Raw genomic sequence first — 24,905 nt, forward strand, 5'->3', positions numbered from 1 at the left:
GGTCAGCGCAGCTCCAGCACCGTCTTGCCGATGCGCAGCGGCACGCCGGGTTCGAGCTGGACGGGTCCGTCGAGCTTGCGTTGGCCGAGATAGGTGCCGTTGGTGGAGCCGAGATCCTCGACGACCCAGACGCCGTCCTGCAGGCTGATGCGGGCGTGCCGGGTGCTGGCGTAGTCGTCCTCGAGGACGAGGGTGGAGTCGTTGGCCCGGCCGATGAGGACGGGTGCGCCGGTGAGGCCGATCCGGGTACCGGTGAGGCCGCCTTCGGTGACCATGAGGTGGGTCGGCTGACCGGGGCGTGACGGCTGCGCGGCCGACGAGCTCTTGCCCCGTCGACGGGCCGGCGGCGGTGTGGCCACGCGGGCCTGTCCGCTGGTCCGCAGGTCCGTCCGGATCACCCGGATGCAGGCGAAGACGAACAGCCAGAGCAGGACCAGGAATCCGAAGCGGAAGAGCTGGAGCGCCAGGGCAGAGTTCACGCGCGTTCCTGGTGGAACACGATGCGCGTGTGGCCCACGCGGATGACGTCGCCGTGGCGCAGCAACTGGCTGCTGATCTCGTGGCCGTTGACCGTCGTGCCGTTGGTGGAGCCCAGGTCGTAGGCGGTCGCGAAGTTGCCGTCGAACTGGATGTCCACGTGGCGGCGCGAGATGCCCTGGTCCAGCAGCTGCAGGTCGCTGTCGGTGCCGCGGCCGATGACGTTGCTGCCGCTGCGCAGATCGAAACGGCGGTTGGACTGGTCGACGATCAGCATCGCCGACTGCCGGCGCTGCGGCGGCGCCTGCTGGGCGTAGGTCTGGTCGTACGGGTTGCCCTGCGGCGCCCCGCCGTGGCCGTTGTTGCCGTAGGGGTCGTTGCCGTAGCCGGGCTGCTGGCCGTGGCCCGGCTGACCGCCGCCGTACGGATCGGCAAAGGCGGGCGCCGGTGGCGGGACCGGCGGCGCAGCGGCGGGAGCCGGCGGCGCGAAGGCGGGAGGCGCTACGGGTGCTGAGGTGGCGGCAGCGCCGTGGCCGCCGGGGGGCGGATCCGGGTACTGACCCAGCGGCGCGCCGGGGACGATCGGCATGGAGAGCGAGTCCTGCGGGCGGCGGCGCGGCGGCGCGGCCGGCTCCATCCGGGAGGCGACGCCGAAGACGCCGGTGTGCAGCTCGTCGTCACGGGCGAGGTAGACCTCGACGTCGCCGATGGTGTCCCACCGGTTCTCGTCCAGGTACTCCTGCACGAGTTCGGCCAGCGAGTTGGTCAGCTGGTTCTCCCACGGGATAAGCCGCTCGTAGTCCGACGGCGACAGCGTCACGCGGTAGCGGTTGGGCGACAGGACCTGACCGTTGCCCATGACGTTGCGCTTGTCGGCCGCTTCGCGCTGCAGCGCCGAGCCGATCTCGACCGGCTCGACCTGTCCCTTGAAGACCCTCGCGAAGGCACCGCCGACCAGGCCTTCCAGGCGGCGTTCGAAGCGCTGCGCCAGGCTCACGGCGTTCCTCCTGTCGACATCCACGGGTGCCCACCGCTCGTGCGGGCACGTTCAACTGCACGTCGGGCGACGTGAGCGGTCCGGAGTCTATCGGGCACGGCTGAGGCACCCGATTTTTCGGGCTGCGCCGCGTGCTAACGTTGCGGCTGCCAACCAGCGCGGACGTCCAACCGGACCGCCCACGCGAGCCCGGGCAAGTGGCGGAATGGCAGACGCGCACGGTTCAGGTCCGTGTGTCCGAAAGGACGTGGGGGTTCAACTCCCCCCTTGCCCACCAGTTCCTGGGTCATCTCCCAGGGTCCCGCTTCGGGGGCAGCCAGACACCCGAGACGTTCGCTGCCACAGCTTTCACCGAGGCAGAGCCTGGCCACACGGCCGATGACGCCGCTCACGCTGGCGCCGTAGCCCGGCCGCAGCTCGACCCCAACTGTCAGGCACAGTCCGGCGGTACCCCGGCGCAGACAAGCAGGTTCGAGGGCGGCGGCCCGAGTGGAAATGATCCCGACAGCGTCGCGCGGACGAAGCGCGCGCAGTGCGATGCCTGCGACATCCCCAACGACAGTCGCAGTGTCTCCGCGTCGGTGACCTGGACCGGCCCGGCGCCGCGCTCGAGCGAACTCGGCGTGTGCGATGCCGGCGCTGCTCCGCTGCCGGGCACTGCCGCAGCGGGCACGGGGCGGACTGACAATCGGGTGCGTACCTACGACAGTCACCATCGTCGCTCTCACAGGCGGGCGAAGCCCGCGAGGCAGGTCGAAGAGAACTCGATCTCTCGCCTCACTGCCCGTAAATGGTCGCCTCAGCCGACGCCGACGACGCCTCCTCAAACGGTGAGCTGATGACGATGGCGTGAATGGCAGGCCACGCAGCGGCGATCTTGCCGCGACCGGCGGCAAGGACGCTGTCCCGGCAGGGCAGCGCCTGTTCTATCAGCTTGGAGCGCAATTCTTTACCCGTCGCCTCGGTGTCGTCTCCCGGCAGCAGAGCCCACTCGCCGACGCGACGGGAGTCAGCGTCCCGCTCGTAGCTGGACCGCGTGTCAGCACGGATGGCCGCGTAGTACTGCGATTTATCGATACCCGGTACTTGCGCGTCGATTTCGGCGCGAAGATCCGGCGCAAGCCACGGCCGATCTCGGGGGATGTAAACGCCGAGCTGAGGGTGAAAGATCGCCGCCTCGGGGGTCGTGGTGCGAGTGGTGGCGAAGTGAACGATTCGCCAGCCGACCTCAGACCGTTGGCGGTAGGTGCGTCCGCGACGGTCCTATCCCGCCTCCACGAGAACGGGCGTGACGTAATCGGACAGGAAGCGAGTCAACAGCGACGCCATTACAGATCGCCCCTTCCTCACCGTCCGAACGACCGCCCTCAGGGATATTCGATGCATACGTATCCCCGTCGCCTCGGGTGGCAGCAACGCCGGATGCTGTCGTCGCCTCGACTTCCTCGGCCTCGGCACTCACCCGCCTGGTCAGGACCTTGCTCAGACCAACCTTGGCGAGCTTGCCTAGGGCAGCGCCGCCGAGGCTTGTGGCTACTCCGATTGCTGCGCCCTTCGCGACGCACCCGACCACGGACTTCCCGGGGGGCAATCGAGGCAACGTCGATCAAGCGGAGACACCTGAGGGCACCTGTAGCGGCACGTTGGTAGGCCATCGGATCTTGCGTCGACTGGTTCGCCCACCACCCGATCGCGCGCCGCGCATTTTAATGTGGTGGCCCTGTCGTGCATCCTGCGACGGTGGCTGCTCAGGCGCTGCGACCCTCTCCAAGGCTGACGCCAGGCTCGGCCCGCAAACGGGCGGACGAAGGACACCACGTCAGCCGGTCGAAACCGCCGTCCTCGTCGACGCGTCCCTGCCCGGGTTGCGACCCCTCACGATGAGATCAGTCGTTGCGCCGACATGCTTCGGCTGGTGCCTCGAAGAACGCGCGTGCGCCTCTCCGAGATCTTTACGGAGGCGCAAACGGGGTGGGCGGCGCGCCCTGCGGTGCGGTGGGCGGGACGGCCTGGTGCCGCACCGCCTCGTGCAGGTTCCGGCGGCGCGCGTGGTCCAGACGCTGGCGCTGGACCTTGCGAGCGCGGCGGCGAGCGCGGCGTTCGGCACGAGCATCGGCTGACAGCGCGGCGAAAATAGATGACATTGGGTTTCCCTCCCCGATGAGTCGCCCTCATGATGACACCCCACTCGGCCCGGCGACAGTCGTAATCGCCGCCCGGCTCGTTTGGCTACCGTGGGTGTGGAGGACGCGTGATCTCCGCCCCGGGGCATCATGTGCGCCATGTGGCGACGGGTGATCGGGGTGGCGGCAGCAGCGCTACTGCCGCTGGCGGCGTGCTCGTCGGCCCCCGACCCCGGAGGGCCGCAGCCGCGCTCGCACGCGGAGCAGCTCCTTGCCCGTGGCACCACCGCCGGACATCCGTGGCGGCTGACGGTCTCGTCCAGCCCCGAGGGCCAGCTGTGCATGGGTGTGAACGCCCAGTCGACGCCGAAGGACGGTTTTGTCGAGGACGGCTGCGGCTTCGGGCCGCCGGACGATCGGCTCGCCGGGCCGGTCGACACGGCCGAGGCAGGCAATTGGCAGCTGATCTGGGGGCCGGCGCCGCCCGGCGCCGTGCGCGTCCGGCTCGCCACCTTCTCGCTGCCCGATCATGTCTCCGACGGTACGTCGGTCGGCGGTCCCGGATGCCGCCCGTCGACGCCCGCGCACCTCACCGCGCCGATCAACCGCCGGCTCCCGGCCTGGGTCACGCCCGGCGGGTGGTTCGTGACAGCCGCGCGTGTCTCGGCGCAGAGCTGCGGCTACGACGACGCCACCTTCCTCGACAAGGACGGGCACCGGGTCGCAGAACGGTCCTGGTAACCCCGCGAGGGCGGTCAGGTCGGTCGCGCGACACGCACCGCAAGGGTCACGAGCACGACCGGGCAGAGGACGAGGACGACCGCGCCCACGCCGCTCCAGGCCGCGGGGTGCCGGACGAGCGCCGGCAGGCCGTCCGAGGCGGGAAACGTGCAGCGGGTGCCAGGGAACCACCACTGCCACGACGCCTGTCCGTAGACCGACGACCCCCGTGGTCTGTCGCCGCAGAAGAAGTCGCCACGCACCTGCCGACTCACCAGCACGATCGCGTAGGCCGCCACGGCCACGAGCCAGGCAATCGTCCCCGACACCAGCGCGGCGACGGCGCCGACGCGACCCCGGGCCGACACGACGTCAGCTACCGGGGACGATCCGCAGGTCCCGGACGGCCCCGTCACCGAGCGCGGCGAGCGCCTCGGCGTAGGCCTCGCTGTCGTGCGCGGCGCGGGCCTGCTCGACGGAGTCGAACTCGATGAGCACGGTGCGGGTCTGCTCGCCTGCCTCGTAGACCTGCTCGGGAAGCCCGCGGGCGATGAAGGTGCCGCCGCCGGCCTCCAGCGCCGGTCCGGCGAGCTTCGCGTAGGCCGCGACCTTCTCGGGGTCGCGGACCTCTCGGTAGATGCTGATCCAGTAGGCCGTCACGCCGCCATCATGCCGCGGCCGTCCGGGTTGGCCCCACCCTGGCGCGGCGATCACCGGCTCCACGCCGCGCTGGCATGGGGCCAACCGCGCCGAGATGGGGCCAACCCGGACCGGAGCCGGGGCCGCTACGGTCAGCCCATGACCCTGCTGATCGTCGCGGTGTGCGTGCTCGGCGCGACGGCGATCGGGCTCGTCGTCGCTCTCGCCGTCACCGCCGGGCGGCTGCGCTCGTCCCGGCAGCGCGTCGAGGAGCTGGAACGCGGGCTGGTCGAGGTCGAGCCCCGCGGCACCATCGCCGGCCTCGCCGGACGCGCCACGAAGGCGGTCCGGGCCGTGACCACCACCGCCACCCGGCTCCGGGAGGACGGCGTCGGCAGCGTCCTGGCCGAGTCGCTGGAGGTGCTGGAACGGTGGGCTCGGGAGGACCGCGCCACCATCGTCCGGGTGGCCGCGGCCGACGGCACCGCCACCGTCGTCTTCACCGACATCGAGGACTCCACCCCGCACAACGAGGCGCTCGGCGACGAGGGCTGGCTGAAGGTGCTGGCCGCGCACGAGCGAGTCGTCCGCGGTGCCGTCGAGCGCCACCGCGGTCACGTCGTCAAGAACCAGGGCGACGGCTTCATGATCGTCTTCGGCAGGCCGGACGCCGCGCTCGACGCCGCCGTGGCCATGCAGCGTGGTCTGGACTCCAGCCGGGACCGCACCCTGAAGCGCACCCCGCTGAAGGTGCGCATCGGCATGCACTCGGGACCCGTCGTCAGCCGGGACGGCGACTTCTACGGCCGCACGGTGGCGGTGGCCGCGCGGGTCGCCGGGCTGGCAAGCGGCGGTGAGATCCTGCTGACCGAGGACGTCGAGGCCCCCGGCCGGGACCTCACCGACCGCGGCCGGCACCACCTCAAGGGCGTCAGCGAGCCGGTGCGGGTCCTGTCGCTGTTCTGGCGCGCCGAGGCGTGACGCCGGTCAGGTGAAGACGCCGGTCGCCACCAGCCGCTTCTCCACGAAGGGGCGCAGCGTCAGCATGAACGTCCGCGTGATGTGGTGCTTGTCCCGGTAGATCAGGACGTTGCCAACCACCGGCTGGCACGTCTTCGGACCGCAGATGAGGTCGTTGAGGTCGACGGCGCGGGCCTTCGTCGCGCGGGCCGCGAGCACCATCGGGGTGTCGTCCGGGACGGCCTCGTCCCGCGGCACGCTGCACTCGGTGAAGTCGTCGTTGGTCCGCGCCAGGCACTCGGGGATGTCCTTGTGCATCTCGGGCGACTCGATGAACGGCACCACGGGGATGCCGGCGCGGCGCAGCTGCTCCCAGTAGGTGGCGGCGCCCTTGGCGATCTCGCGCCACGCAGCGGGGCCGGCGTCCGGGTGGGCCACCGTGCCCAACGACGGTCGGGACGAGGTGATCACGACGTCCGGCTTCTCCTTGAGCAGCTGCGCGGTGAGCTTCTTGCCCCAGGCCTGGCACGACGGGTACTTCGTCGACCCGTCCATGACAAGCAGGGTGGGCGTCCAGGTGCAGAGGCTGTGGAGGTTCATCACCAGCTTCCAGTGCCGTTCCAGCGCGATCGCATTGAGCGCCGGGAACCACTGGCCGGCCACCGAGTCGCCCACCAGCGCCACCGTCTTCACCGGGTTCGTGGTGTCGCCGTAGGTGCAGGGCAGCAGGTTGGGCGAGCTCTGCACCGCCTGACACCCGCCGGGGCCCTTCGTGTAGGCCCCCTCGTCGGTCTCGGCCGCGGTGACCGGCGGCGCGAACTTCGTGGAGGTGTTCCCGGCCGGGGTCAGCGACGCCGCCGACCGTGACGAGCTGGCCGAAGCCGAAGTCGACGCCGACCCGGACGGCGTCGCGGAGGCGGACGGCCGGACGAGGGCGGCGGCACCGGGCTGCTCGGCGCTGAGCTTGGGCTTGTAGGGGCCGGGCTCGTGGGCGATGAAGAGCGTGGCCATCAGCACCGGCACCAGGGCCGCCGTCACCGTCGCCAGTGACCGCCACCGGTGCCGGGCGAAGAAGGCCGCCAGCCGGACGCGGTCCTCCACCAGCACCTTGGTCAGCCAGGCCAGCAGCAGCGAGGCGGCGAGGATGGCGGGGCCGTCCAGGTAGCCGATGTCGCCGCCGGTCTTGGCCTTCCAGATGACGATGAGCGGCCAGTGCCACAGGTACAGCGAGTACGAGACGTCGCCGACCCACACCACGGGGCGCAGCGACAGCAGCCCGGACGGCCCGACGCGCGCCGCGGCCGAACCGCCGGCGAGGGCCAGGACGGTGCCGATCACGGGCAGTGCCGCGATGCTGCCGGGGAAGGCGGAGTGGTCGTCGATGACGTAGGCCGAGACGACGACGAGGACGAGACCGGCCCAGCCGAGCAGGCCGACCCGGCTGAGCCGGTGGGCGGCCCGGCCGCCGAGCAGGGCGAGGGCCGCGCCGAGCGCGAGCTCCCAGACCCGGGTGGTGGTGATGAAGTACGCCGCCGCCGGGTTGGTGCGCGTCTCGTGCACCGAGAAGGTGAAGGAGGCGACCGCCACGACGAGCGCGAGCAGGAACATGCTGGCCCTGGTGCGGCTCGCGCGGCGGGCGGCGACACGGTCGGCCGCCGCGCCGCGGGCGCGCAGCCGCCGCGCCAGCAGCGTCCCGACACCGAGGGCGAGCAGGAAGAGCAGCGGCCAGACGAGATAGAACTGCTCCTCGACCGACAGCGACCAGAAGTGCTGCACCGGCGTGGGCGGGTCGTCCGCGGTGAGGTACGAGACCGCGTCGTTGGCAAGGATCCAGTTCTGGAAATAGAGCGCGCTCGCCCGCACCTGTTCGGCGGTCGCGGCGAGCTGGGTCGCCGGCAGGAAGGCCTTCGACAGCAGCCAGGTGGCGGCGAGCACCAGCGCCGCCGCGGGCATCAGCCGCCGCGCCCGGCGAGCGTAGAAGTCGACGAACCCGACGCGCCCGGTCTTGGCGACGGTGCGCATGAGGTGGCCGGTGATGAGGTAGCCGGAGATGACGAAGAAGACGTCGACGCCGACGTAGCCGCCGGGCACGAGCGAGGGGTAGAGGTGATAGGCCACCACCAGCGACACCGCGATCGCGCGCAGCCCCTGGACGTCCGGCCGGAAGCCCGACGGACCCGCAACCGCGCCGGGGCCCGGCCGGGGGGCACGGTGCCGGCCCACGGTACGACCGGCGGGCGTGGACACTGCGGTTTCTCCTCGGGCGGTCTCGGGCGCTCACGTCGGCGGACGCAGCGGACGGCAGAAGGTGTGCCCCGGATGGACGACAGGCAACCCTATCGGCGAACTCTGGGTGACGGCCCCGTGAGCTGGCAGCCGTGACCGAACGCACGCGTCTGGATCGCCGCGACGGCGGATGGCGTCCGTTCGTCGCGGCACCTGTCCCGGAGCCCGGTCACCGGCGGCGGGCCACCACCCGGTGCAGCTCGGGGTCCTCGTCGCCGAGGGGGGCGAGGCCGGTGCCGTCGACGACGTCCAGGATCTCGAAGCCGGCGTCCCGGAGCCGGCCGTCGAACCGCTCCGGCGCCACGTAACGCCGCAGGTGGTTCCCGAAGGTCTTCGGCAAGGCCTTGTCGCGCTCGGTGCGGAACTCCGCGGCCACCAGGTCGCCGGGCCGAGCTCGCCGCCCCAGCTCCGTCAGCAGCACCGCCTCGGTGGGGCCGTCCACGGCGTGGACGAGGAACCGCAGGTAGAAGAGCACGGGACCGTCGGCCCCGTCCCGGATCCGGCCGAGGGCGGGTCCGAAGTCCGGGGCGTCGATGTCGCAGACCTCGAAGCGGGCGGTGGTCCCGCGGGCCAGGCCGAGCGCCACCGCCCGGCGGGAGCGATCCAGCCCGACGGCGGTCCGGCCGGTGTCAGCGAAGGCGGCGGTGTCCCGTCCGTCGCCACAGCCGATATCGACGACCGTGGCCGGCAGCTCCGGTCGCGCGAGCAGGTCGCGGCAGAACGACGACGGCTCGGAGAAGGGCGCCCGGCGGGCATAGGCGTTCTCCCACAGCACCGCCGTCACGTCCGTCATCGGCAGCACTCCGTCGAGCCACCGTCGGGTGCGGTCACGCAGCCAGTGGAAGCCGGGCTTCGGGAGCCGCCACGTCGCGCCGTAGAGGTGTTCCACGAAGGCCTCGTCGATGCCGGGGACCAGCGCCCGGCCGCCACAGAAGTCGATCTCCTTGGTCCCGGCCCACTGCTCGCGGGTGATGACCGTGGTCCCGGCGATACCGAAGGGCGCGGCGAGCTCGTCGGTCTCGTCGAAGAAGAAGTGGAACAGATCGATCCGGATCGAGGGGTCGGTCGCGTCGTGCACGTGCAGTGCGGTCTGGCGGCACTCGACGTCCAGTCCCTGGTCGACGAGGAAGAGACCGATGTCCCGCAGGTCGGCGGCGGCCGCACGTCCGGAGCGCGCCCGCGAGACATAGGCGCAGTCGAAGTCGACGTCGTGACCGATGACGCTGCCCTCGCGCACCGCCCCCAGCAGCGTGCCGTAGACCAGGAAGACGTCGTGGCCGTACTCGTCGGCCAGCAGCCGGCGCACCCGCTGGTAGAGGCCCATCACGGTGGCCTGCCACTCGGTGTCCAGCTTCTTGGACAGCTGCAGCCGACCGGTCTGGCCGAGGATGTAGCCGTCGGCAAGCCTGCGGCGCAGCTCGCGCACCGTCGCGCCTCCGGCCTTGGCCGGACGGCGGAAGAGCCGGCCGTCCGGCATCGGGAGCGGCCGGCCGTCGACCCGCAGCGTGAGGACGTCACGGGGGCCGACGTAGTCCCAGATGCCGCGCAGCCGGAGCTGGAAACCGCGCGCGTCCTCCCGGCCGGGGACCTCGTCGGTGGCCCACGCTGCGGCGACCTCCAGGTCGTTGACGTGCACCCCGATCCGCACCGGACGACCGTCGTGCAGCGGCGCCCAGCCCGCCACCGCGTCGCGGTCGAAGCGCTCGACCCGACCGGCTGCCGCGGGTCCGGCCGGCTCCGCCGCGCCGCGGGGATGGGCCACCGACACCAGGATCGTGGAGTTTCGTGCCGCCCGCCGGAGCCGGCGCAACCGGCGCCGGGCGGCCCGGGCCAGGCGGCGGGGCGTCGGCGAAGGACCGGGCATACGGCCTCGTTCTCCTCTCCGCCACGAGCGCTAACAGGCGGTTCGACAGCTGAGCTCGCGCCGAGCGCGGGCGTCCTGGCTGGCCGGGACCCTACCGGCGTCGCCGGTAGGCTGCGGCTGTCCGCGCGTTCGGCGCCCCGGTTCGGCGCGCGTCGCCCACCACCCCGGCGCCCTCCGGCCGCCGTCAGCGAGAGGGAGCACTCGACCCGCATGCGCAGTTCGGTCGGCCCGCGTCTCGTCCGCGTCCGCCGCGACCTGCGCTTCGTGCTCGCCGATCGCTACCGGCGGCTGCTCGGGTCCCGCTTCGCGCTGCTCGCCTCGGTGGCCGCCACGCTGGTGGACCTCGCCGTGCGGGTCTCCCGGCGCGGCCGGCGGCCCGCGACAGCGACAGCGACGACCACCGTGGGGCTCGCCGTGGTCCGGGCCGTGGTGCTCGGCGGGCAGGAGCTCAGCCTCACCGTCGCCGCCGCGCCCGAGGGTGTCGACGCCGTGGTGTTCCGGGACCCGGCGGGCACCGAGACGGTCGCCGACACGGTCCTCGACGCCGGTGGCGAGCTGCTGCGCCTGGTGGCCCTCCTCCCTGACACCGTGACCGACGGTTCACCGCAGACGGTGCTGCTGCGTACCGAGGGCGGGACCGTCACGCTGCCGGCCGCCACGACGAACGCGCCGGCCGGGGTCCCGTGGCCGCCGGCCCTGGGCGCCGGTGTCGACGGGTCCCTCACCCTCACCGGGCGCCGTCCCGAACCGCCACCGGTCACCGATCACGCGGTGCGGCTGGGAATCCGCAGCCTGCAGATCAGCTGGCCCGAGCGTCCCGACAGTCGGCTGGTGCTCGTCGGGGACGGCGACGAGACGACCCACGAGGCGCAGCCGGACGGCGGCCGGTCCGTCGTCCGCCTCGACCTCGCCGAGCTTGTCTCGACCGGCGGCGCCGCGACGCTGGCGGCCTTCGTCGAGGTCGGTGGCGCACGGGCCCCTCTCGCCCTGCCGCCGGCGTCCCGCCCCAGCGCCCCCCGGCCACCTCGCTACGTCCGGCTGCCGACGACCGGTCCGACCGCCTGCGCGGTGACCGTGGACTACGCCTCGGACGGGCAGCTCGTGGTCCGTGTCGGCGACAGGAGCGCGGCGTGACGCGCCGGGCCCGCCTCACCTGGTTGGTGGACAGCACCAACCCCACCGGCCGCATCGTCATGTCGCTGCGCCGGATGCAGGTGCTGGCGGCCGAGCACGACGTCGCCGGTCTCGCTCTCACCCCGCCACCGGCGGACGTCCCCCGGAACCGTCTGATCCGGGCCTTCCCGCCGGCCCGCAGCCTGGCCGGCGAGGCGCGGCTGGCCCGCTCGGACATCATCGTGACCGTCGGCGACCGCACCGCCGCCTCCGCGGTCGCCCGGCTCTCGCCGGGCACGCAGGTCGTGCACACGGTCAACGCCCGCGCCGAGGTGGCGCTGGCCGGCAACCGGTTCATGCAGTCCGTGCCGCGGATCGCCGGGGCGCTCGTGCCGCTGTCGGTGGATCCGGACGACTTCGCGCGGCGCTCCGGGCTGGCGCCGGAGCGGGTCCGGGCCATGGACGACTTCGTCGCCGAGGACGAGAGCGTGCTCGGCAGCGGCCGCGGTCACTGGGTCGTCGTCGCCGGCGCGATCACCGAGGCGACGCGCCAGGTGGTGGACGCCTTCGCCCGGGCGCTGCCCGAGCTGCCGGGATGGCGGCTCCGGATCGTCGGCGCGGGGGCAGAGCTGGCCGGGCTCGCCGAGCACGTCGAGGCGCTCGGGCTCACCGAGCGGATCGTGCTGCCGGGCGACGTCGCCGACATCGCCCCGCACTACGCCGACGCGGGCTTCGTGGTCGCGATCAATCCCGGCGAGGCCAACGGCCTCAGCGTCGTCGAGGCGCTGGCCGCCGGCATACCCGTCGTCGGCAGCCCGCTCGTCCCGGCCGTCGCCCGCCTGGTCCGGGACGGCCACAACGGCGTGGTGCTGCCGCGGACCGACGTGGTGACCCTGGCTGACACGATCACCGATCTTGCCCGTGACGAAGGACGACGGCTCGCCCTCGCCACCGCCGCGCGACGCGAGCGCACGGGCCTGCTGACACCGAGGAGCGCAGCCGACCTGCGCAACTATTTTGCGCAGATCCTCGCGCAATCCCGCACGGCCGGAGGACGTTCGTGACCACAACCATCACCGGGACGCGTCGCGTCGGCGGCAGGGAGCACGCGGTGACCGATCGGTTGCTGCCGGCGGCAGCCAGGGCCGAGCTGCTCGACGCCGTCCTCGACCTCTTCCGACGCGGCGGCGTCCCCGCCTTCGTCGTGCGCGCCGACACCTCCGGACGGGTCGGCAGCACCGACCCCCACGCGCTGGACACCCGGCGGGTGGGGAGCACGGTGGCCGTCCGCGCCGAGCACCGCAGCACCGCGATCTCGCTGCTGGCCGAGCTCGCCGGCGCCGGCATGCACGTGCGGGAGGCCTTCGCCGGTCGTCTCGACGGGTTGCCGCTGCCGCTGTCCGCCGAGACCCTCGCCATGGTCCCGAGTCGCTGCGACGCGCTGCTGGTCGCGCGGCTCTGGTCGGTGGCCGACGGCCTGCTGGACTACGGCTTCGAGTACGGCTGCGTCGTCGAGTTCTGGTCCCCGCCGCGCGCCGACGAGCCGGGCATGTGGCAGGCCACCATCCCCAACGTCGCCGGCCTCGCCTTCCACGAGGACTACCTCACCCCGGCGACGATCACCGTCGAGGGGCGGGAGCGGCCGTCGGTGGCGGTCTTCGACCGCACCTTCCTCGACGACGTCACCTTCCCCATCGACGCCGTCTACACCTGGGTGGACGGCGACGACCCCGTCTGGCGGGAGCGGATGCAGCGGGCGCGGGCCGAGGCCGACGGCGTCGACTTCCATCCCGAGGCGCAGGCGGCCAACCGGTACCAGAGCCGCGACGAGCTGAAGTACTCGCTCCGCTCCCTGGAGATGTACGCGCCGTGGATCCGGCACGTCTACCTCGTCACGGACGGTCAGGTGCCGTCCTGGCTGGACGAGGAGAACCCGCGCCTGACGGTCGTCGACCACCGCGACATTTACGCCGACCCGTCGGTGCTGCCGATCTTCAACTCCTCGGCGATCATCACGCAGCTGCACCACATCGAAGGCCTGGCCGAGCACTACCTGTACTTCAACGACGACATGTTCCTGGGTCGGGACGCCCGTCCGGAGCAGTTCTGGTTCGGCAGCGGCATCGCCAAGGTCTTCTCCGGCAGCCTGCCGCGGGCGTTCGGACCGGCCCACCACGGCGATGCGCCCCACTTCAACATCACCAAGAACATCCGCAGCCTCATGGAGGCCGGCCTCGGCCGCTCGGTGACGCAGGCGATCCAGCACACGCCGTACCCGCAGCTGCGCTCGGTGAACTACGAGATCGAGGAGCGCTTCGCCGAGGTCGTCACCGCCACCGCGGGCCACCGCTTCCGGCACCACGAGGACATCGCCGGTGACCAGCTCTTCCACTACTACGCGCAGGCGATCGGCAAGGCCGTCCCCGCCACCATCGACTACCGGTACCTCAACGTCGGGGTGAGCGAGACGCTGCCGAGATTGCGCCGCCTGCTCGCCGCCCGCGACGCGACCGTCTTCTGCCTGAACGACGCCCCCGAGCCCGGCACGGTCCCGGTGCCCATCCCGGAGGTCGTCGGGTTCCTGGAGTCCTACTTCCCGATGGCATCGGGGTTCGAGAAGAGCCCGATGGCATCGGGGTTCGAGAAGCGGTAGCCCTCAACCGCGGCGGGCGATGACCCGGTACAGCTGCGGGTCCTCGCCCCGGTAGGGGGAGAAGCCGTTGCCCTCCTGCTCCAGCACGGGGGTGAAGCCGTAGCTGTCGCGCAGCGTGCGGCCGAAGACGGCACCGTTCTGGAACCGCCGGTAGTGGTTGCCGTGGACCTTCCCGATGGCCTCGTCGCGGTCGGTACGGAACTCGGCGGCGAAGCAGTCGCCCGGGCGCGAGCACTCGGCGACGGTGCTCATCAGCGTGCGCTGGACGTCCTCGGGGATCGAGTGCAGGAAGAAGCGCAGGTAGAAGGTCATCGGCTCGTCCCCGCTCCGCGCGGCGCGCAGCGTCGCCCGCAACCGCGTCGCGTCCCCGACGTCGCAGGCGGTGAAGGAGAGGCCGGCGTAGCCGAGCTGCTCGGCCTTGCGCGTGGCCTGCCGGACGCCGACGTGCGAACGGTCCAGCCCGGTGACCTTGCCATGACCGGCGGCGGCGAAGGCGTAGCTGTCACGGCCGTCCCCGCAGCCGATGTCGACCACGGTGTCGGGGAGGTCGTCGCGCGACTGGACGAGCTGCTGGAAGGTCGAGCCCGTCGTGTAGGTGGTCCGAGCGTAGAAGCCGGCCCAGTAGATCTCCTCGACCACGGCGGCCGGCAGGTGAGCGTCGGAGGCCTGGCTGACCCGCTCGGTCGCCCAGCTGAAGGCGGGATTCGGGGTGCGCCAGTCCGGCCCGTAGACGTGGTCGAGGACGGCCTCGGCGTCGGCCGGGACGAGGGCCGTGGCGCCGGCGAAGGGCACCTCCCGGACCGCGGACCACGGCGCGAGCGTGCCGGCGGTGGCCACGCCGTGCGGGAACTGCAGCCGACCGGCCTCGTCGACGTAGAGGTGATAGAGCCGGATGAGGACCCCCGGCTGCTCGGGATGGGTCACCGTCAGCGAGGTGGGTCGGGCGCGGACGTCGAGGCCGGCGTCGATGAGCGCGAAGGCGAGGTCGCGGAGGTCCCGCGCGGCGGCTGCGGCATCCCGGTGGCCCGAGACGACGGCGGCGTCGAAGTCGAGGTCGTGGCCGATGAAGCCGCCCTCGCGGATCGCCCCCAGCAGCGTGCCGTAGGCCAGCACCACGTCGTAGCCGGTCGCCTGCGAGACCAGGAGGCGCAGCCGGGCGTAGAGCTCGAGCACGCCGGCCTGCCAGGCGGTGTCCAGCGTCTTGGACAGCTGCAGGACCCCGGAGCGTCCGAAGACCTCACCGGCGTCGAGCCGGGTGAAGAGATCGGCCGCCGAGCGGGAGCCGGTCCCGGCCGGGACGTGGACGGTGCCCTGCCCCGCGATGGGGAGCGGACGTCCGCCGACGGTGACCGTCAGGCGGTTACCGGGCCCGACGAAGTCCCAGACGTCGGTGAGCGCGAAGGCGAAGCCACGGGCCTGACCGCCGACGTGCCGTGCCACCGGATCGGTGGCGAAGACCTCGGCCACCGGACGGCCGTCCACCTGCAGGGTCACCGCGATCGGCTCGGCGCCGAAATCGGCGTCGAGCCAGCCGTGGGCACCCTCGCGGTCGAAGCCCTCGACGACGCCGTTGCGGGGAATCGAGGTCGTGGGCGAGGGTGTGCGCGGGGGAGCACCCGACATGACTCTCCGTCCGGGCCGAGGCGACAGAACGGCGTGAAGGCTACCGAACGCAAGGCTGACGGCCGGGTAACCTTCGGACGAACGACAGACGACCGGCAAGCCCCCCGGGGCCCGCGAGAAGAGGGATTCGGCCATGACCGGAGGGCAGGCGTCCGCGCCGCGCCGCCGTGGCCGCCGGCTCGCCGAACGCATCCCGGAACCCCTGCGACAGCGGCTGGATCGGCTGCGTCGCGGCGAGCATCCCTCGCTGCGCCGGGCGGTGTCGCGGGGCACACCTCGTGGCATCACGCCGCAGATCGTGACCGAGTTCGACGTCCACGCCGTGCGCGCCTGCGTCACCGCGACGCTCCGCGCCGCACTCGAGCGCGCCAACATCCGCTTCGCGGCACTGCCCGGTCCGCACGGCACCGTCCGGCAGTTCGCCGTCGCCGACACCGACCGGACCCGCGCCCGCGCCGCAGTCGCCGGGGCGATCGGCGGTCCCGGCTGGGCCCTCGACGACACCCGTGGTCGCGGCACCGTCAGCGTGCTGCGTGCCTACCGGGTGCTCAGCTCCCCCGGCGGCCAGGTCCTCTGCGGCAGCGACACCGCGGTCGAGGTCGGTTTCTGGTCGACGCTGCCCACCGGCGCAGCGCGCGCCGAGGGCGGCGAGCACCGGCCGGGCACCCTGGCCGCCCCGAACCGCAACGGTGTCGCGGCCTATCTCACCCCCGAGGCCTGGACCGCCGCGACCAGCGCCCCCGAGCACTGGCCGGACGACCGGCGCCTGCCGGACGTCGGCGAGGTGAGCGCACCGGTCGACATCGTCGTCACCTGGGTCGACGGCGACGATCCGGCCTGGCAGGCGCGACGGGCCGCCTTCGCGCCGAGCGACGAGCACAACGACTCGGCCGGGCACGCCTCCCGCTACTTCGCCGCCCGCGACGAGCTGCGGTACGCGCTGCGCTCGATCGCCATGTACGCAGGCTGGGTCCGCCGCATCCACCTCGTCACCGACGACCAGGTGCCCAAGTGGCTCGACACCACCCACCCGAAGATCAACGTCGTCGACCACCGCGACCTGTTCCGGGACCACTCCGCCCTGCCGGTCTTCAACAGTCACGCCATCGAGTCCCGGCTGCACCACATCGAGGGGCTCGCCGAGCACTACGTCTACCTCAACGACGACATGTTCTTCGGCGCCCCGGTGACCCCGGAGCTCTTCTATCTCGGCAACGGCACGCAGAAGGTCTTCCTCTCCCGCAACACCGTCGATCTGGACCCGGCGACGTCCCGCGACCTGCCCGCCATCACCGCGGCGAAGAACGGACGGGCGCTGATCGAACGGGAGTTCGGGGTGACCGTCCATCACAAGTACCAGCACGCCGCGCATCCGCAGCTCAAGAGCGTCGTGGCCGAGATGGAACGCCGACACCCGGAGCTCTTCGCCGCGGTCGCCCGCTCGCGTTTCCGCCACCCCGACGACCACGCCATCCCGTCCTGGCTCGAGCACTCCTATGCTCTCGCGCTGGGACGGGCCGTCCCCGGCGAGTGGACCTACGCCTATCAGGACATCGGCCGGGCCACGACGCCACGAGCCCTCGACGGCATCCTGCGGCGGCGGCCGCAGTCGTTCTGCCTCAACGACATGGGCACCGAGGAGATCTCTCCCGGTGAGCAGCACGAGGCGCTGAGCCGCTTCTTCGGCGAGTACTTCCCGCTGCAGGCACCCTGGGAGATCCCTGGCGAGTGAGACCTGCGCACGATGTGAGCCAGCAGGCTCGCGGGACGCGGGGTTGCGGGGCCGCCGACCCCGCTCCCGCTAGATTCGACGTCATGCCCGACACCGCGGCCGCGCCCTCGCCGGCCCGGCGACCCCCGTCGCGGCCGCGCGTCACGGTGGTCATGCCGGCGCTGAACGAGGAGCGACACCTCGTCGAGGCCGTCGGCAGCGTCTTCGCGCAGGACTACGACGGTCACCTGGATCTCGTCGTCGCGGTGGGGCCGTCCACCGACGGCACGCGCGAGCTGGCCGACCGGCTCGCCGCCGAGCACTCCGGCCGGATGACTGTGGTCGACAACCCCACCGGACGGACCCCCGCCGGCCTCAACCTGGCGATCGCGGCGGTCGATGCGGCGACCACGGTCGTGGTTCGCACCGACGGCCACGCCTACCTGCCGCCGGACTACGTCCGCACCGCCGTCGAGGTGCTGCAGCAGACCGGCGCCGCGAACGTCGGCGGGATGATGATTCCCGAGGGGACGACGCCCTTCGAGCAGGCCGTCGCCCGGGCGATGAGCGAGCCGATCGGCCTGGGGTCGGTGCCGTTCCATGTCGGCGGCGAGGCCGGCCCGGCCGAGACCGTCTACCTCGGCGTCTTCACCCGCGACGTCCTGGCCCGGACCGGTGGTTTCGACGACCACTTCACCCGCGCCCAGGACTGGGAGCTGAACCACCGCATCCGCGAGCTCGGCGAGACGGTGTGGTTCGATCCGCGGCTGCGGGTCACCTACCGGCCGCGCCCCAACCTGCGCCGGCTGGCCACGCAGTTCCGCGGCTCGGGGCGGTGGCGCTGGCAGATCATCCGCGCCTACCCCGGCACGGCGAGTGCCCGGTACCTCGCCGCCCCCGCGACGACGGCGACGCTCGGCGTCGCTGCGGCACTTCTGGCGCGCGGCGCGCTTACCGGCAAGGGCCGGCGGCTCACCCAGCTGGCGGCAGCCGCCCCCGCGGGTTATCTGGCCGTCGTCCTCGGCGGCGCCGCGCAGAGCCGTCGCGGGCTCAGCGCCCCCGCCACCGCCTGGTACCCGGCCGTCCTGGTCACCATGCACCTGTCCTGGGGCAGCGGCTTCCTCGCCGGTGCGATCTCGGACGCCCTCTCGGCCCTGCGCGACAGGCGCCCCGCCGGACGGAGAGCATCGTGAAGCAGCAGGTCGCCATCCTCGCCGCCGGCCGCGGCACCCGGCTGGGCAAGCCCCACCCCAAGCCGCTCACCCCACTGGACGACGGCAGCACCATCCTGGGCAGCCAGCTCGCCAAGATTCGGGCCTGTTTCGGCGACCCGCAGGTCTACGTCGTCGTCGGCTTCAAGCTGGAGATGATCCTCGAGGCCCATCCGGACGCCGTCTTCGTCTACAACGAGGCCTACGACGAGACCAACACCTCGCAGAGCCTGCTGCGGGTGCTCCGCGCCAGCAACGACGGCGGCGTGCTGTGGATGAACGGTGATGTCGTCTTCGACCCGGCGCTGCTGGCACTGACCACGCCGCTCATCGACGCGGGGCAGTCCTTCGTCGCCGTCAACACCGCCAGCGTGGCCGACGAAGAGGTCAAGTACACCCTCGACGGCGACGGCTGGATCCGCGAGCTCTCCAAGACCGTGGTCGGCGGTCTCGGCGAGGCCGTCGGCGTCAACTACGTCTCGGCGGCGGACAAGCCGGCCCTCATCCGCCGGCTCGGCGAGGTGGATGCGCAGGATTACTTCGAGCGCGGCATCGAGCTCGCGATCGAGCACGACGGCGCGCGGTTCCGGGCGCTGGACATCTCGGCCCTCGACGCCGTCGAGGTCGACACCCCGGACGACCTCGTCCGCGCCAACCAGTACCTGCGCGACACCCGCGGTGACAGCTCGTGAGCCAGGCCAAGATCTACGGCCAGTCCGCCTTCTCCTCCGGGGCTGGCCGCGCGTCGGGCATCGACCGCATCAAGCGCGTCGTGGACTACCGCCGCATCCTCAAGCTGCTGGTGGTCCGCGACCTCAAGGTCAAGTACGGCGGCTCCATCCTCGGCTGGTTCTGGACGGTGCTCGACCCGCTCGCGATGAGCCTCGTCTACTGGTTCGTCTTCAGCGTCTTCTTCAAGCGGACCGTCGGCGAGGAGCCATACATCATCTTCCTCGTCATGGGCCAGCTGCTCTGGAGCTGGTTCAACGGCGGGGTCAGCGGCACCATGCGGGCGCTGCGGGCCGAAGCGCAGATGGTCAGGTCGAGCAACGTGCCGCGGGAGCTCTGGGTCGTCCGCGTCGTCTGCTCCCAGGGCATCGAGTACCTCTTCAGCCTGCCGGTGGTGGCGATCTTCGCCCTCGTCTATCTCAAGGAGCCGAACTGGCGCATCGTCTTCCTGCCGCTGGCATGGTTGCTGATGTTCCTGCTCGTCACCGGCCTGGGGCTGATCCTCTCGCCGCTGAACGTCCTCGTCCGCGACATCGAGAAGGTCGTCCCCATCGTCCTGCGGGCGATGTTCTACATCTCGCCGGTGCTGTACAGCATCTCGAAGATCACCCAGAGCCATCCGTCGCTGCGCTTCGTCTATGCCTACAACCCCGTGGTGGGACCGCTCTCGCTGGCGCGCGGCACCTTCTTCCCCGACGAGGTGGAGCCGTACTTCATCTGGCACTCGGTCGTGCTCTGCTGCCTGCTCTTCGTCCTCGGCGTCTTCGCGTTCAGCCGCTTCGAGAAGTCCGTGCTCAAGGAAATCTGACGGAGCCCGCGACATGAGCCACCAGATTCCCGCCATCGGCGAACCGATCATCAAGCTGCGCGACGTCGGCATCCAGTTCTCCCGCGGCCGCAAGCGGCACCGGTCCATCCGCGAGCTGCTCATCAAGGGGTCGACCGGGACGAAGAAGGACGAGTTCTGGCCGTTCCGTCACGTCAGCTTCGACATCAACCGCGGCGAGGCGATCGGCGTCGTCGGCCGCAACGGCCAGGGCAAGTCGACCCTGCTCAGCCTCATCGCCGGCGTCCTCATCCCGGACGAGGGCACGGTGGACGTACTGGCCGGCGTCGCCCCGCTCATCGCCATCACGGGCGGCTTCGTCGGCGACCTCACCGCCCGCGACAACATCGCGCTGGTCGCCGGGCTGCACGGCATGACCGACGACGAGATCGCCGAGAGCTTCGACGAGATCGTCGAGTTCGCCGAGATCCGCGATTTCCTCGACACCCCGTACAAGCACTTCTCGTCCGGGATGAAGGTCCGCCTCGCCTTCTCGGTGGTGTCCCGGCTGCGTGAGCCGATCCTGCTCGTCGACGAGGTCCTTGCCGTCGGCGACGCCGCGTTCCGCAAGAAGTGCTTCGGCCGCATCGAGTCCCTGCTGGGCGAGGGGCAGACGCTCTTCCTCGTCTCGCACTCGGCCGGCAACCTCAAGCGCTTCTGCGAGCGCGGGCTCTACCTCGAGGGCGGCGAGCTGCGCGCCGACGGACCCATCAACGACGTCATCAAGCAGTACCAGGCCGACACCGACACCCTGGACGACGACGGCACCCTCAACTCGGAGGTCGACGATCCCGGCCAGTGACCCGTCCTGGAGCGAGGCGCCACGGGTAGCCGTCTGGCGCAACGCCTGGCTGGCCGGCTCCGAGACCTTCGTCCGGGACCAGATCGCCGCCATGCGCCGCTGGCAGCCGCTCCGGGTCGGCCTCCGCGCGGTGGCCGAACCGCTCACCCCCGCCGACCTCACCCTGCTCGGCCCGTCCCGGCTCAACGAGCTGCGCTTGGAGCTGGCCGGGTCGATCGGGCTGCGACGCCGGGCTGCCGCTTTCCTGGCCGACCGGGACGCCCGGCTCGTCCACGCTCACTTCGGTCTCGACGCGACGTCGGCCCGGCCGGTGGCCGACCGGTTGGGACTGCCGCTGATCGCCACCTGCCACGGCTACGACGTCACGCTGCTGCCCCGGCTCCCCGGTCCGATCGGGTGGGAGTACCGGCGGCGGCTGGCACAGATGTTCAGCTCGGCCGCTGCCCTGGTCGCGGTGTCGCGGTTCATCGCCGACCGCATGATCGACCTCGGCGCCCCCGAGGACCGGCTGCACATCCTCCCCATCGGCATCGACACCCTCGGCGTCCGCGAGACCGACCCGCTGCCGGACCCCGCCACCCGCAGCGGCGTCGCCTTCGTGGGACGACTCGTCCCCAAGAAGGGGGTGCGGGACGTGGTCCGGGTCTGGGCTTCGCTACCGGCCGAGCTGCGACGGCAGCATCCACTGCGGATCGTCGGCGACGGCCCGCTGCGCGCGGCCCTCGAGGCGGACGCGGCCGAGGTCGACGGCACCGTGGAGCTGCTGGGGTACCGCTCGTCGGCCGAGGTGGCCGACGTCCTGTCCCGTTCGGCGGTCTACTTCCAGCCCTCGCAGACGGCGGCGGACGGCGACGCCGAGGGCTTCGGCATGGTGTACCTGGAATCCGCGCTGCACGGCCTGCCGTCGGTGGCCTACGCGCACGGCGGCGTGACCGACGCAGTCGCCGACGGCGTCACCGGCCTGCTGGCACCCGAGGGCGACGAGGCGGCGCTGCGCGGCAACCTGGAACGGCTGCTCGCCGACCCGGCGCTCGCCGGCCGGCTCGGGGCGGCGGGGCGGCACCGGGTGCTCACCGACTTCGACATCGCCAGCTGCACCGCCGCCCTGGAGCGGCTCTACGACAGCGTCACCGGACGGGCTTGAGGCCCCCGAGACCGAGGTCGTCACCGAGGCGTTCGGCGGCCAGTTCGCCCAGTTGGGCGAGCATCAGCGCGGTCCGGCCGCCGGCGGAGACGTCGATCAGCTCGATGCGCTCGGCGCAGGCCCGCTTGGCCTCGGCTCGCCACACCTCGCCCGCCGCGACGGCGGCGAAGAAGTCGTCGGCATCGTCCGGGGTGATGCTCAGACCACCGGCCGCGACGGCGAGGTCCGGCTTGTTGAGTCCCCGCGCCACCCGGTAGCTGTCGATGTCGGGCAGGTAGAGCGCGATCGACAGCTCCCGGTCCAGGACGTCCACCCAACCGCTGGAGTAGTCCGAGATCAGCCCGTCGGCCAGCCCCATGAGCTCGTGCAGCGTGCCGCCGGCGGCGAGGATCTGCTCGTCGGTGAGGACGGTGACGCCGAGAGCGTCGAAGAGCGCGCTGTCCAGCCGGTGGGGTTTGGCAGCGAGCTGGACGTCGTGCCGCGCTGCGGCGGCGGCAAAGGCCCGTCCCGCCTCGGCGGTGAGCGGGTCGCCCTCGGTGAGCCCCACCAGACCGGCTGTGGCGGAGCTGCGAAATGTCGGCAGCCAGACGACGACCGGACGGGTGGGGTCCAGGCCGAGGGCGGCGAGGCGGCTGCGGTCGCGGGCCGCGGCGACGACGTCCTGCCGGGGATTGCCGGCCACGATGCGGGTGTCCGCCCCGAGGCTGAGCGCCCGGATCGCCTCGTGACCCCACAGCGGCGAGGAGGCCGAGTGCGCCTGCGCGCCGATGCGCTGCGCGAAGTTGGCGTTGGCGTTCCACTTCGGCCCGGTGCCGTGCCAGAGGTTGACGTGCAGCCGGCGTCCGACCGGGCGGGGCGAGTCGTAGAGGCCGTGGGTGTAGAGCACCAGCTCGGCCCGCAGGAACGTCCCGAAGGCACCCTTCTTGGCGATGATCCGCACCCGTGAGGCGTCGCTGCCCAGCAGCGCGGCGACCCGATCGAGGGCGGCACGAGCCGCCGCCGGGTCGTTGGCCACGAGGACGACCTCGCCGGGGTAGCTCCGGGCCAGCTCGGCCGCTGTGGCCAGCGAGTTCTCCTCCGAATCGGGGAGTCCGGCGACGAGGGCGAGCCGCCGCGGGGTGGTCACACGCATCAGCAGCCGGGCGATGGGCACGGCGATCGCGCGGCGGAGCTCCTTCTTCAGGACACCCACGCTGCGGGGGAGTTGGCGCGGTTTCGCGTGAAACAGGCTCTCGGGGACGTAGACGAGCAGCAGCCAGACCGCGCCGACGGGGATGACCCAGTCGAGCTGATCTCGATTCCCTGCGACGAGCAGCACCACACAGCGCAGAAAGAAGCCACCACCCAGGCGGCTCACAAGCTTCGGAACCGGAGTCCGTCCGCCGCGGGAGCGGTAGAAGATGTCGTAGCGGTGCCAGGCCACGGCGAAGGCCCAGACGAAAGCCCAGCCCAGCGTCGTCTCGTCGGTGGGGCGGAGCAGGAGGAGTGACTCTCCGGCCGTCACGAGCAGCGGGAGGTACCACGTCAGCGGTGAGGGCGCCGGCCAGAAGAACGCGACGCCGTCGTCCCGCAGGGCGGTGACCACCCGCGCCACGTCCTCCGGGAGCAGTTCGCGTCGGCGCGGCGAGGTGAGCGTGCGGACCGTCCACCCGACCAGCACCCAGGCCAGCCCGACGCCGACGGTGACGAGGTAGGCGACGAGCGCCACCCGTCCGCCCCCGACGACAGCTCCGACGATCAAGCCGATCGACAGCACCAGCCACCGCTCGCCGATCTGCATGTGGATGCCCTGCTTCACCCAGTGCACGGGCCCACGACCGGTGGGGGCACCGAAGCGATCGCCGCTCGCCACCTGCGCGGGCTGGGAGATGTCGGCATAGGGGCGGACGTCCGGAGCCGGTCGACGCCACCACGCGAGGAGGCTGTCGGCGAAGGCGTAGTCGGCCATGTGCCGGGTCAACTGCAGCCCGATCCCGGCGACGGCGAGCGGCCAGAGCCGCGGCTCGGCGACCGCGATCGCGGCGAGGACTGCGTTCTCCTTGACCCGGTCGGTGACGAGGTCCAGCCAGGCCCCGAAGGCGCTGAAGCCGCGGGTCGAGCGGGCGATCTCGCCGTCCACGCAGTCCAGCACCAGCGCGACCTGCAGCAGCAGCGCACCGGCGACCACCGTGGCGGTGGACCCGAGCGCGATCAGCCCGGCGGCGACGAGGCCGACGACGAAGCCGATCACCGTCACCTGGTTCGGGGTGAGGCCGCGACGCACGGCGCGGCGCGAGATCCGGCGGCTGATCGGGCGGAGCGCGAAGGTGGACCAGACCCCGTCCCCACCCCGGGAGGCCCGGCGCCAGCGCAGGTCGGCCTCGTCCAGTCGCTCGGCGGCCGGCAGCAGGCCGGGGTCGCGGCCCGCGACATAGGGCCCCACGCTCACGGCGGTCACCGGCTCGCCCGTCCTGACGAAGGCGACCGTCGCGGCGTGGACAGGATCGAGGTCGTCCCAGCCCTGCTCGCGGGCGGTCGCGGCCGCAGCGTTCCAGGCATGCGCGGCCGCGGCCGTCGACGCGGCACGGACGTGGAGGACGCCGGCAGCCACGGCGCCGCTCTCGCCCACCTCGTGATGCTCGTCGGCAGCGGCGAGGACCACCGTCCCCGCCACCCGGACCGCAGCGGCCGGATCGGCGCCGGCCGTGACGAGCAGCCGGTTGCCCGGTCGCGGGTCGTCCAGCACGTCCAGCAGGGGCGTGTCGGAGACGACGAGGTCCCCGGCGACGACGGCCAACCCCTCGCCGTTCTCGGCGGCGCGCCGGGCCAGCGCGGCGAGCTCACCCAGGGCGTCGGCGCCGGCGACACGGAAGAGGCGCGCCCGGGCGCGGTCAGGCAGCCCGTCGAGCTGCGCGCGCAGCCGAGCCGTTCCGTTGCCGCCGTCGGGCAGCAGCGCGACGATCAAGACGACCCGGGGCGGGGGCGGGATTCGGCGGCCGGCACGGTCGACGATGATTCCACAACCGATCGGCGACCTACCGTTGGGAA

19 protein-coding genes and 1 tRNA gene are annotated in these 24,905 nt (G+C 72.2%); 12 read left to right on the plus strand and 8 right to left on the minus strand.

Annotation, left to right across the window (positions count from 1 at the left end):
* Positions 1 to 2: 2 nt before the first annotated feature.
* Positions 3 to 479 (minus strand): FHA domain-containing protein FhaB/FipA, encoded by a 477-nt coding sequence (locus AC0NZQ_RS02400; protein ID WP_474528041.1) that lies wholly within the window; start codon positions 477 to 479, stop codon positions 3 to 5.
* Positions 476 to 1,474: an FhaA domain-containing protein gene (locus AC0NZQ_RS02405; RefSeq protein ID WP_474528042.1), complete on the minus strand. Its 999-nt coding sequence runs from the start codon at positions 1,472 to 1,474 to the stop codon at positions 476 to 478. The genes AC0NZQ_RS02400 and AC0NZQ_RS02405 overlap by 4 nt, the downstream gene beginning before the upstream one ends.
* A gap of 191 nt (positions 1,475 to 1,665) precedes the next feature.
* Here AC0NZQ_RS02405 and AC0NZQ_RS02410 point away from each other — a divergent pair.
* Positions 1,666 to 1,751, plus strand: a tRNA-Leu gene (locus AC0NZQ_RS02410).
* A gap of 2,005 nt (positions 1,752 to 3,756) precedes the next feature.
* Positions 3,757 to 4,338 (plus strand): hypothetical protein, encoded by a 582-nt coding sequence (locus AC0NZQ_RS02415; protein WP_474528043.1) that lies wholly within the window; start codon positions 3,757 to 3,759, stop codon positions 4,336 to 4,338.
* 14 nt (positions 4,339 to 4,352) lie between these two features.
* On the opposite strand, the gene AC0NZQ_RS02420 is transcribed toward AC0NZQ_RS02415, so the two are convergent.
* Both AC0NZQ_RS02420 and AC0NZQ_RS02425 read right to left on the minus strand, forming a co-directional pair.
* Positions 4,353 to 4,685: a hypothetical protein gene (locus AC0NZQ_RS02420; protein WP_474528044.1), complete on the minus strand. Its 333-nt coding sequence runs from the start codon at positions 4,683 to 4,685 to the stop codon at positions 4,353 to 4,355.
* Between the two features lie 4 nt (positions 4,686 to 4,689).
* Positions 4,690 to 4,977, minus strand: coding sequence for a DUF1330 domain-containing protein (locus tag AC0NZQ_RS02425; RefSeq protein WP_474528045.1), 288 nt, complete (start codon positions 4,975 to 4,977; stop codon positions 4,690 to 4,692).
* 138 nt (positions 4,978 to 5,115) lie between these two features.
* Between AC0NZQ_RS02425 and AC0NZQ_RS02430 the strand changes: the two genes are divergently transcribed.
* The gene (locus AC0NZQ_RS02430; protein ID WP_474528046.1) at positions 5,116 to 5,937 is read left to right on the plus strand and encodes an adenylate/guanylate cyclase domain-containing protein; all 822 of its coding nucleotides are present in this window, start codon (positions 5,116 to 5,118) and stop codon (positions 5,935 to 5,937) included.
* Between the two features lie 6 nt (positions 5,938 to 5,943).
* On the opposite strand, the gene AC0NZQ_RS02435 is transcribed toward AC0NZQ_RS02430, so the two are convergent.
* Both AC0NZQ_RS02435 and AC0NZQ_RS02440 read right to left on the minus strand, forming a co-directional pair.
* Positions 5,944 to 8,163 carry an acyltransferase family protein gene (locus AC0NZQ_RS02435; protein ID WP_474528047.1) on the minus strand — a complete coding sequence of 740 codons (2,220 nt, stop codon included), beginning with the start codon at positions 8,161 to 8,163 and terminating at the stop codon, positions 5,944 to 5,946.
* 208 nt (positions 8,164 to 8,371) lie between these two features.
* Complete coding sequence (locus AC0NZQ_RS02440) at positions 8,372 to 10,066, minus strand: class I SAM-dependent methyltransferase (RefSeq protein ID WP_474528048.1); 1,695 nt, start codon at positions 10,064 to 10,066, stop codon at positions 8,372 to 8,374.
* Positions 10,067 to 10,276: 210 nt separating this feature from the next.
* On the opposite strand from AC0NZQ_RS02440, the gene AC0NZQ_RS02445 reads away from it, so the two are divergent.
* The 3 genes from AC0NZQ_RS02445 to AC0NZQ_RS02455 are packed head-to-tail and all read left to right on the plus strand — an operon-like array spanning position 10,277 to position 13,832.
* Positions 10,277 to 11,200: a hypothetical protein gene (locus AC0NZQ_RS02445; RefSeq protein ID WP_474528049.1), complete on the plus strand. Its 924-nt coding sequence runs from the start codon at positions 10,277 to 10,279 to the stop codon at positions 11,198 to 11,200.
* Positions 11,197 to 12,243 (plus strand): glycosyltransferase family 4 protein, encoded by a 1,047-nt coding sequence (locus tag AC0NZQ_RS02450; RefSeq protein WP_474528050.1) that lies wholly within the window; start codon positions 11,197 to 11,199, stop codon positions 12,241 to 12,243. The genes AC0NZQ_RS02445 and AC0NZQ_RS02450 overlap by 4 nt, the downstream gene beginning before the upstream one ends.
* On the plus strand, positions 12,240 to 13,832 hold the full coding sequence (locus AC0NZQ_RS02455) for a Stealth CR1 domain-containing protein (protein ID WP_474528051.1): 1,593 nt from the start codon (positions 12,240 to 12,242) through the stop codon (positions 13,830 to 13,832). Before AC0NZQ_RS02450 ends, AC0NZQ_RS02455 begins: the two co-directional genes overlap by 4 nt.
* A gap of 3 nt (positions 13,833 to 13,835) precedes the next feature.
* Here the strand turns inward: AC0NZQ_RS02455 and AC0NZQ_RS02460 are convergent, their stop codons facing one another.
* Positions 13,836 to 15,455: a methyltransferase domain-containing protein gene (locus AC0NZQ_RS02460; protein ID WP_474528052.1), complete on the minus strand. Its 1,620-nt coding sequence runs from the start codon at positions 15,453 to 15,455 to the stop codon at positions 13,836 to 13,838.
* A gap of 133 nt (positions 15,456 to 15,588) precedes the next feature.
* Between AC0NZQ_RS02460 and AC0NZQ_RS02465 the strand changes: the two genes are divergently transcribed.
* From AC0NZQ_RS02465 to AC0NZQ_RS02490, 6 genes are all read left to right on the plus strand, one after another.
* On the plus strand, positions 15,589 to 17,187 hold the full coding sequence (locus tag AC0NZQ_RS02465; protein ID WP_474528053.1) for a stealth family protein: 1,599 nt from the start codon (positions 15,589 to 15,591) through the stop codon (positions 17,185 to 17,187).
* A gap of 83 nt (positions 17,188 to 17,270) precedes the next feature.
* On the plus strand, positions 17,271 to 18,359 hold the full coding sequence (locus tag AC0NZQ_RS02470; RefSeq protein ID WP_474528054.1) for a glycosyltransferase family 2 protein: 1,089 nt from the start codon (positions 17,271 to 17,273) through the stop codon (positions 18,357 to 18,359).
* Complete coding sequence (locus AC0NZQ_RS02475) at positions 18,356 to 19,069, plus strand: phosphocholine cytidylyltransferase family protein (RefSeq protein ID WP_474528055.1); 714 nt, start codon at positions 18,356 to 18,358, stop codon at positions 19,067 to 19,069. Before AC0NZQ_RS02470 ends, AC0NZQ_RS02475 begins: the two co-directional genes overlap by 4 nt.
* Complete coding sequence (locus AC0NZQ_RS02480) at positions 19,066 to 19,914, plus strand: ABC transporter permease (protein WP_474528056.1); 849 nt, start codon at positions 19,066 to 19,068, stop codon at positions 19,912 to 19,914. The genes AC0NZQ_RS02475 and AC0NZQ_RS02480 overlap by 4 nt, the downstream gene beginning before the upstream one ends.
* 13 nt (positions 19,915 to 19,927) lie before the next feature.
* Entirely contained in the window at positions 19,928 to 20,734 is an 807-nt protein-coding gene (locus AC0NZQ_RS02485; RefSeq protein ID WP_474528057.1) for an ABC transporter ATP-binding protein, read from the plus strand.
* A gap of 49 nt (positions 20,735 to 20,783) precedes the next feature.
* A complete protein-coding gene (locus AC0NZQ_RS02490; protein WP_474529400.1) occupies positions 20,784 to 21,878 on the plus strand; it encodes a glycosyltransferase in 1,095 nt (364 codons plus the stop codon).
* On the opposite strand, the gene AC0NZQ_RS02495 is transcribed toward AC0NZQ_RS02490, so the two are convergent.
* Positions 21,862 to 24,822 (minus strand): CDP-alcohol phosphatidyltransferase family protein, encoded by a 2,961-nt coding sequence (locus AC0NZQ_RS02495; protein WP_474528058.1) that lies wholly within the window; start codon positions 24,820 to 24,822, stop codon positions 21,862 to 21,864. The genes AC0NZQ_RS02490 and AC0NZQ_RS02495 overlap by 17 nt on opposite strands.
* Between the last annotated feature and the right edge of the window lie 83 nt (positions 24,823 to 24,905).

This window comes from Jatrophihabitans sp. sgz311053, from assembly GCF_056135305.1.

Excerpts from the sequence above, each read along its gene's own strand:
- AC0NZQ_RS02465 (WP_474528053.1), top strand. The coding sequence starts at position 15,589 with ATGACCGGAGGGCAGGCGTCCGCGCCGCGCCGCCGTGGCCGCCGGCTC.
- AC0NZQ_RS02415 (WP_474528043.1), top strand. The coding sequence starts at position 3,757 with ATGTGGCGACGGGTGATCGGGGTGGCGGCAGCAGCGCTACTGCCGCTG.
- AC0NZQ_RS02460 (WP_474528052.1), bottom strand. The coding sequence starts at position 15,455 with ATGTCGGGTGCTCCCCCGCGCACACCCTCGCCCACGACCTCGATTCCC.
- AC0NZQ_RS02445 (WP_474528049.1), top strand. The coding sequence starts at position 10,277 with ATGCGCAGTTCGGTCGGCCCGCGTCTCGTCCGCGTCCGCCGCGACCTG.
- AC0NZQ_RS02470 (WP_474528054.1), top strand. The coding sequence starts at position 17,271 with ATGCCCGACACCGCGGCCGCGCCCTCGCCGGCCCGGCGACCCCCGTCG.
- AC0NZQ_RS02485 (WP_474528057.1), top strand. The coding sequence starts at position 19,928 with ATGAGCCACCAGATTCCCGCCATCGGCGAACCGATCATCAAGCTGCGC.
- AC0NZQ_RS02440 (WP_474528048.1), bottom strand. The coding sequence starts at position 10,066 with ATGCCCGGTCCTTCGCCGACGCCCCGCCGCCTGGCCCGGGCCGCCCGG.
- AC0NZQ_RS02430 (WP_474528046.1), top strand. The coding sequence starts at position 5,116 with ATGACCCTGCTGATCGTCGCGGTGTGCGTGCTCGGCGCGACGGCGATC.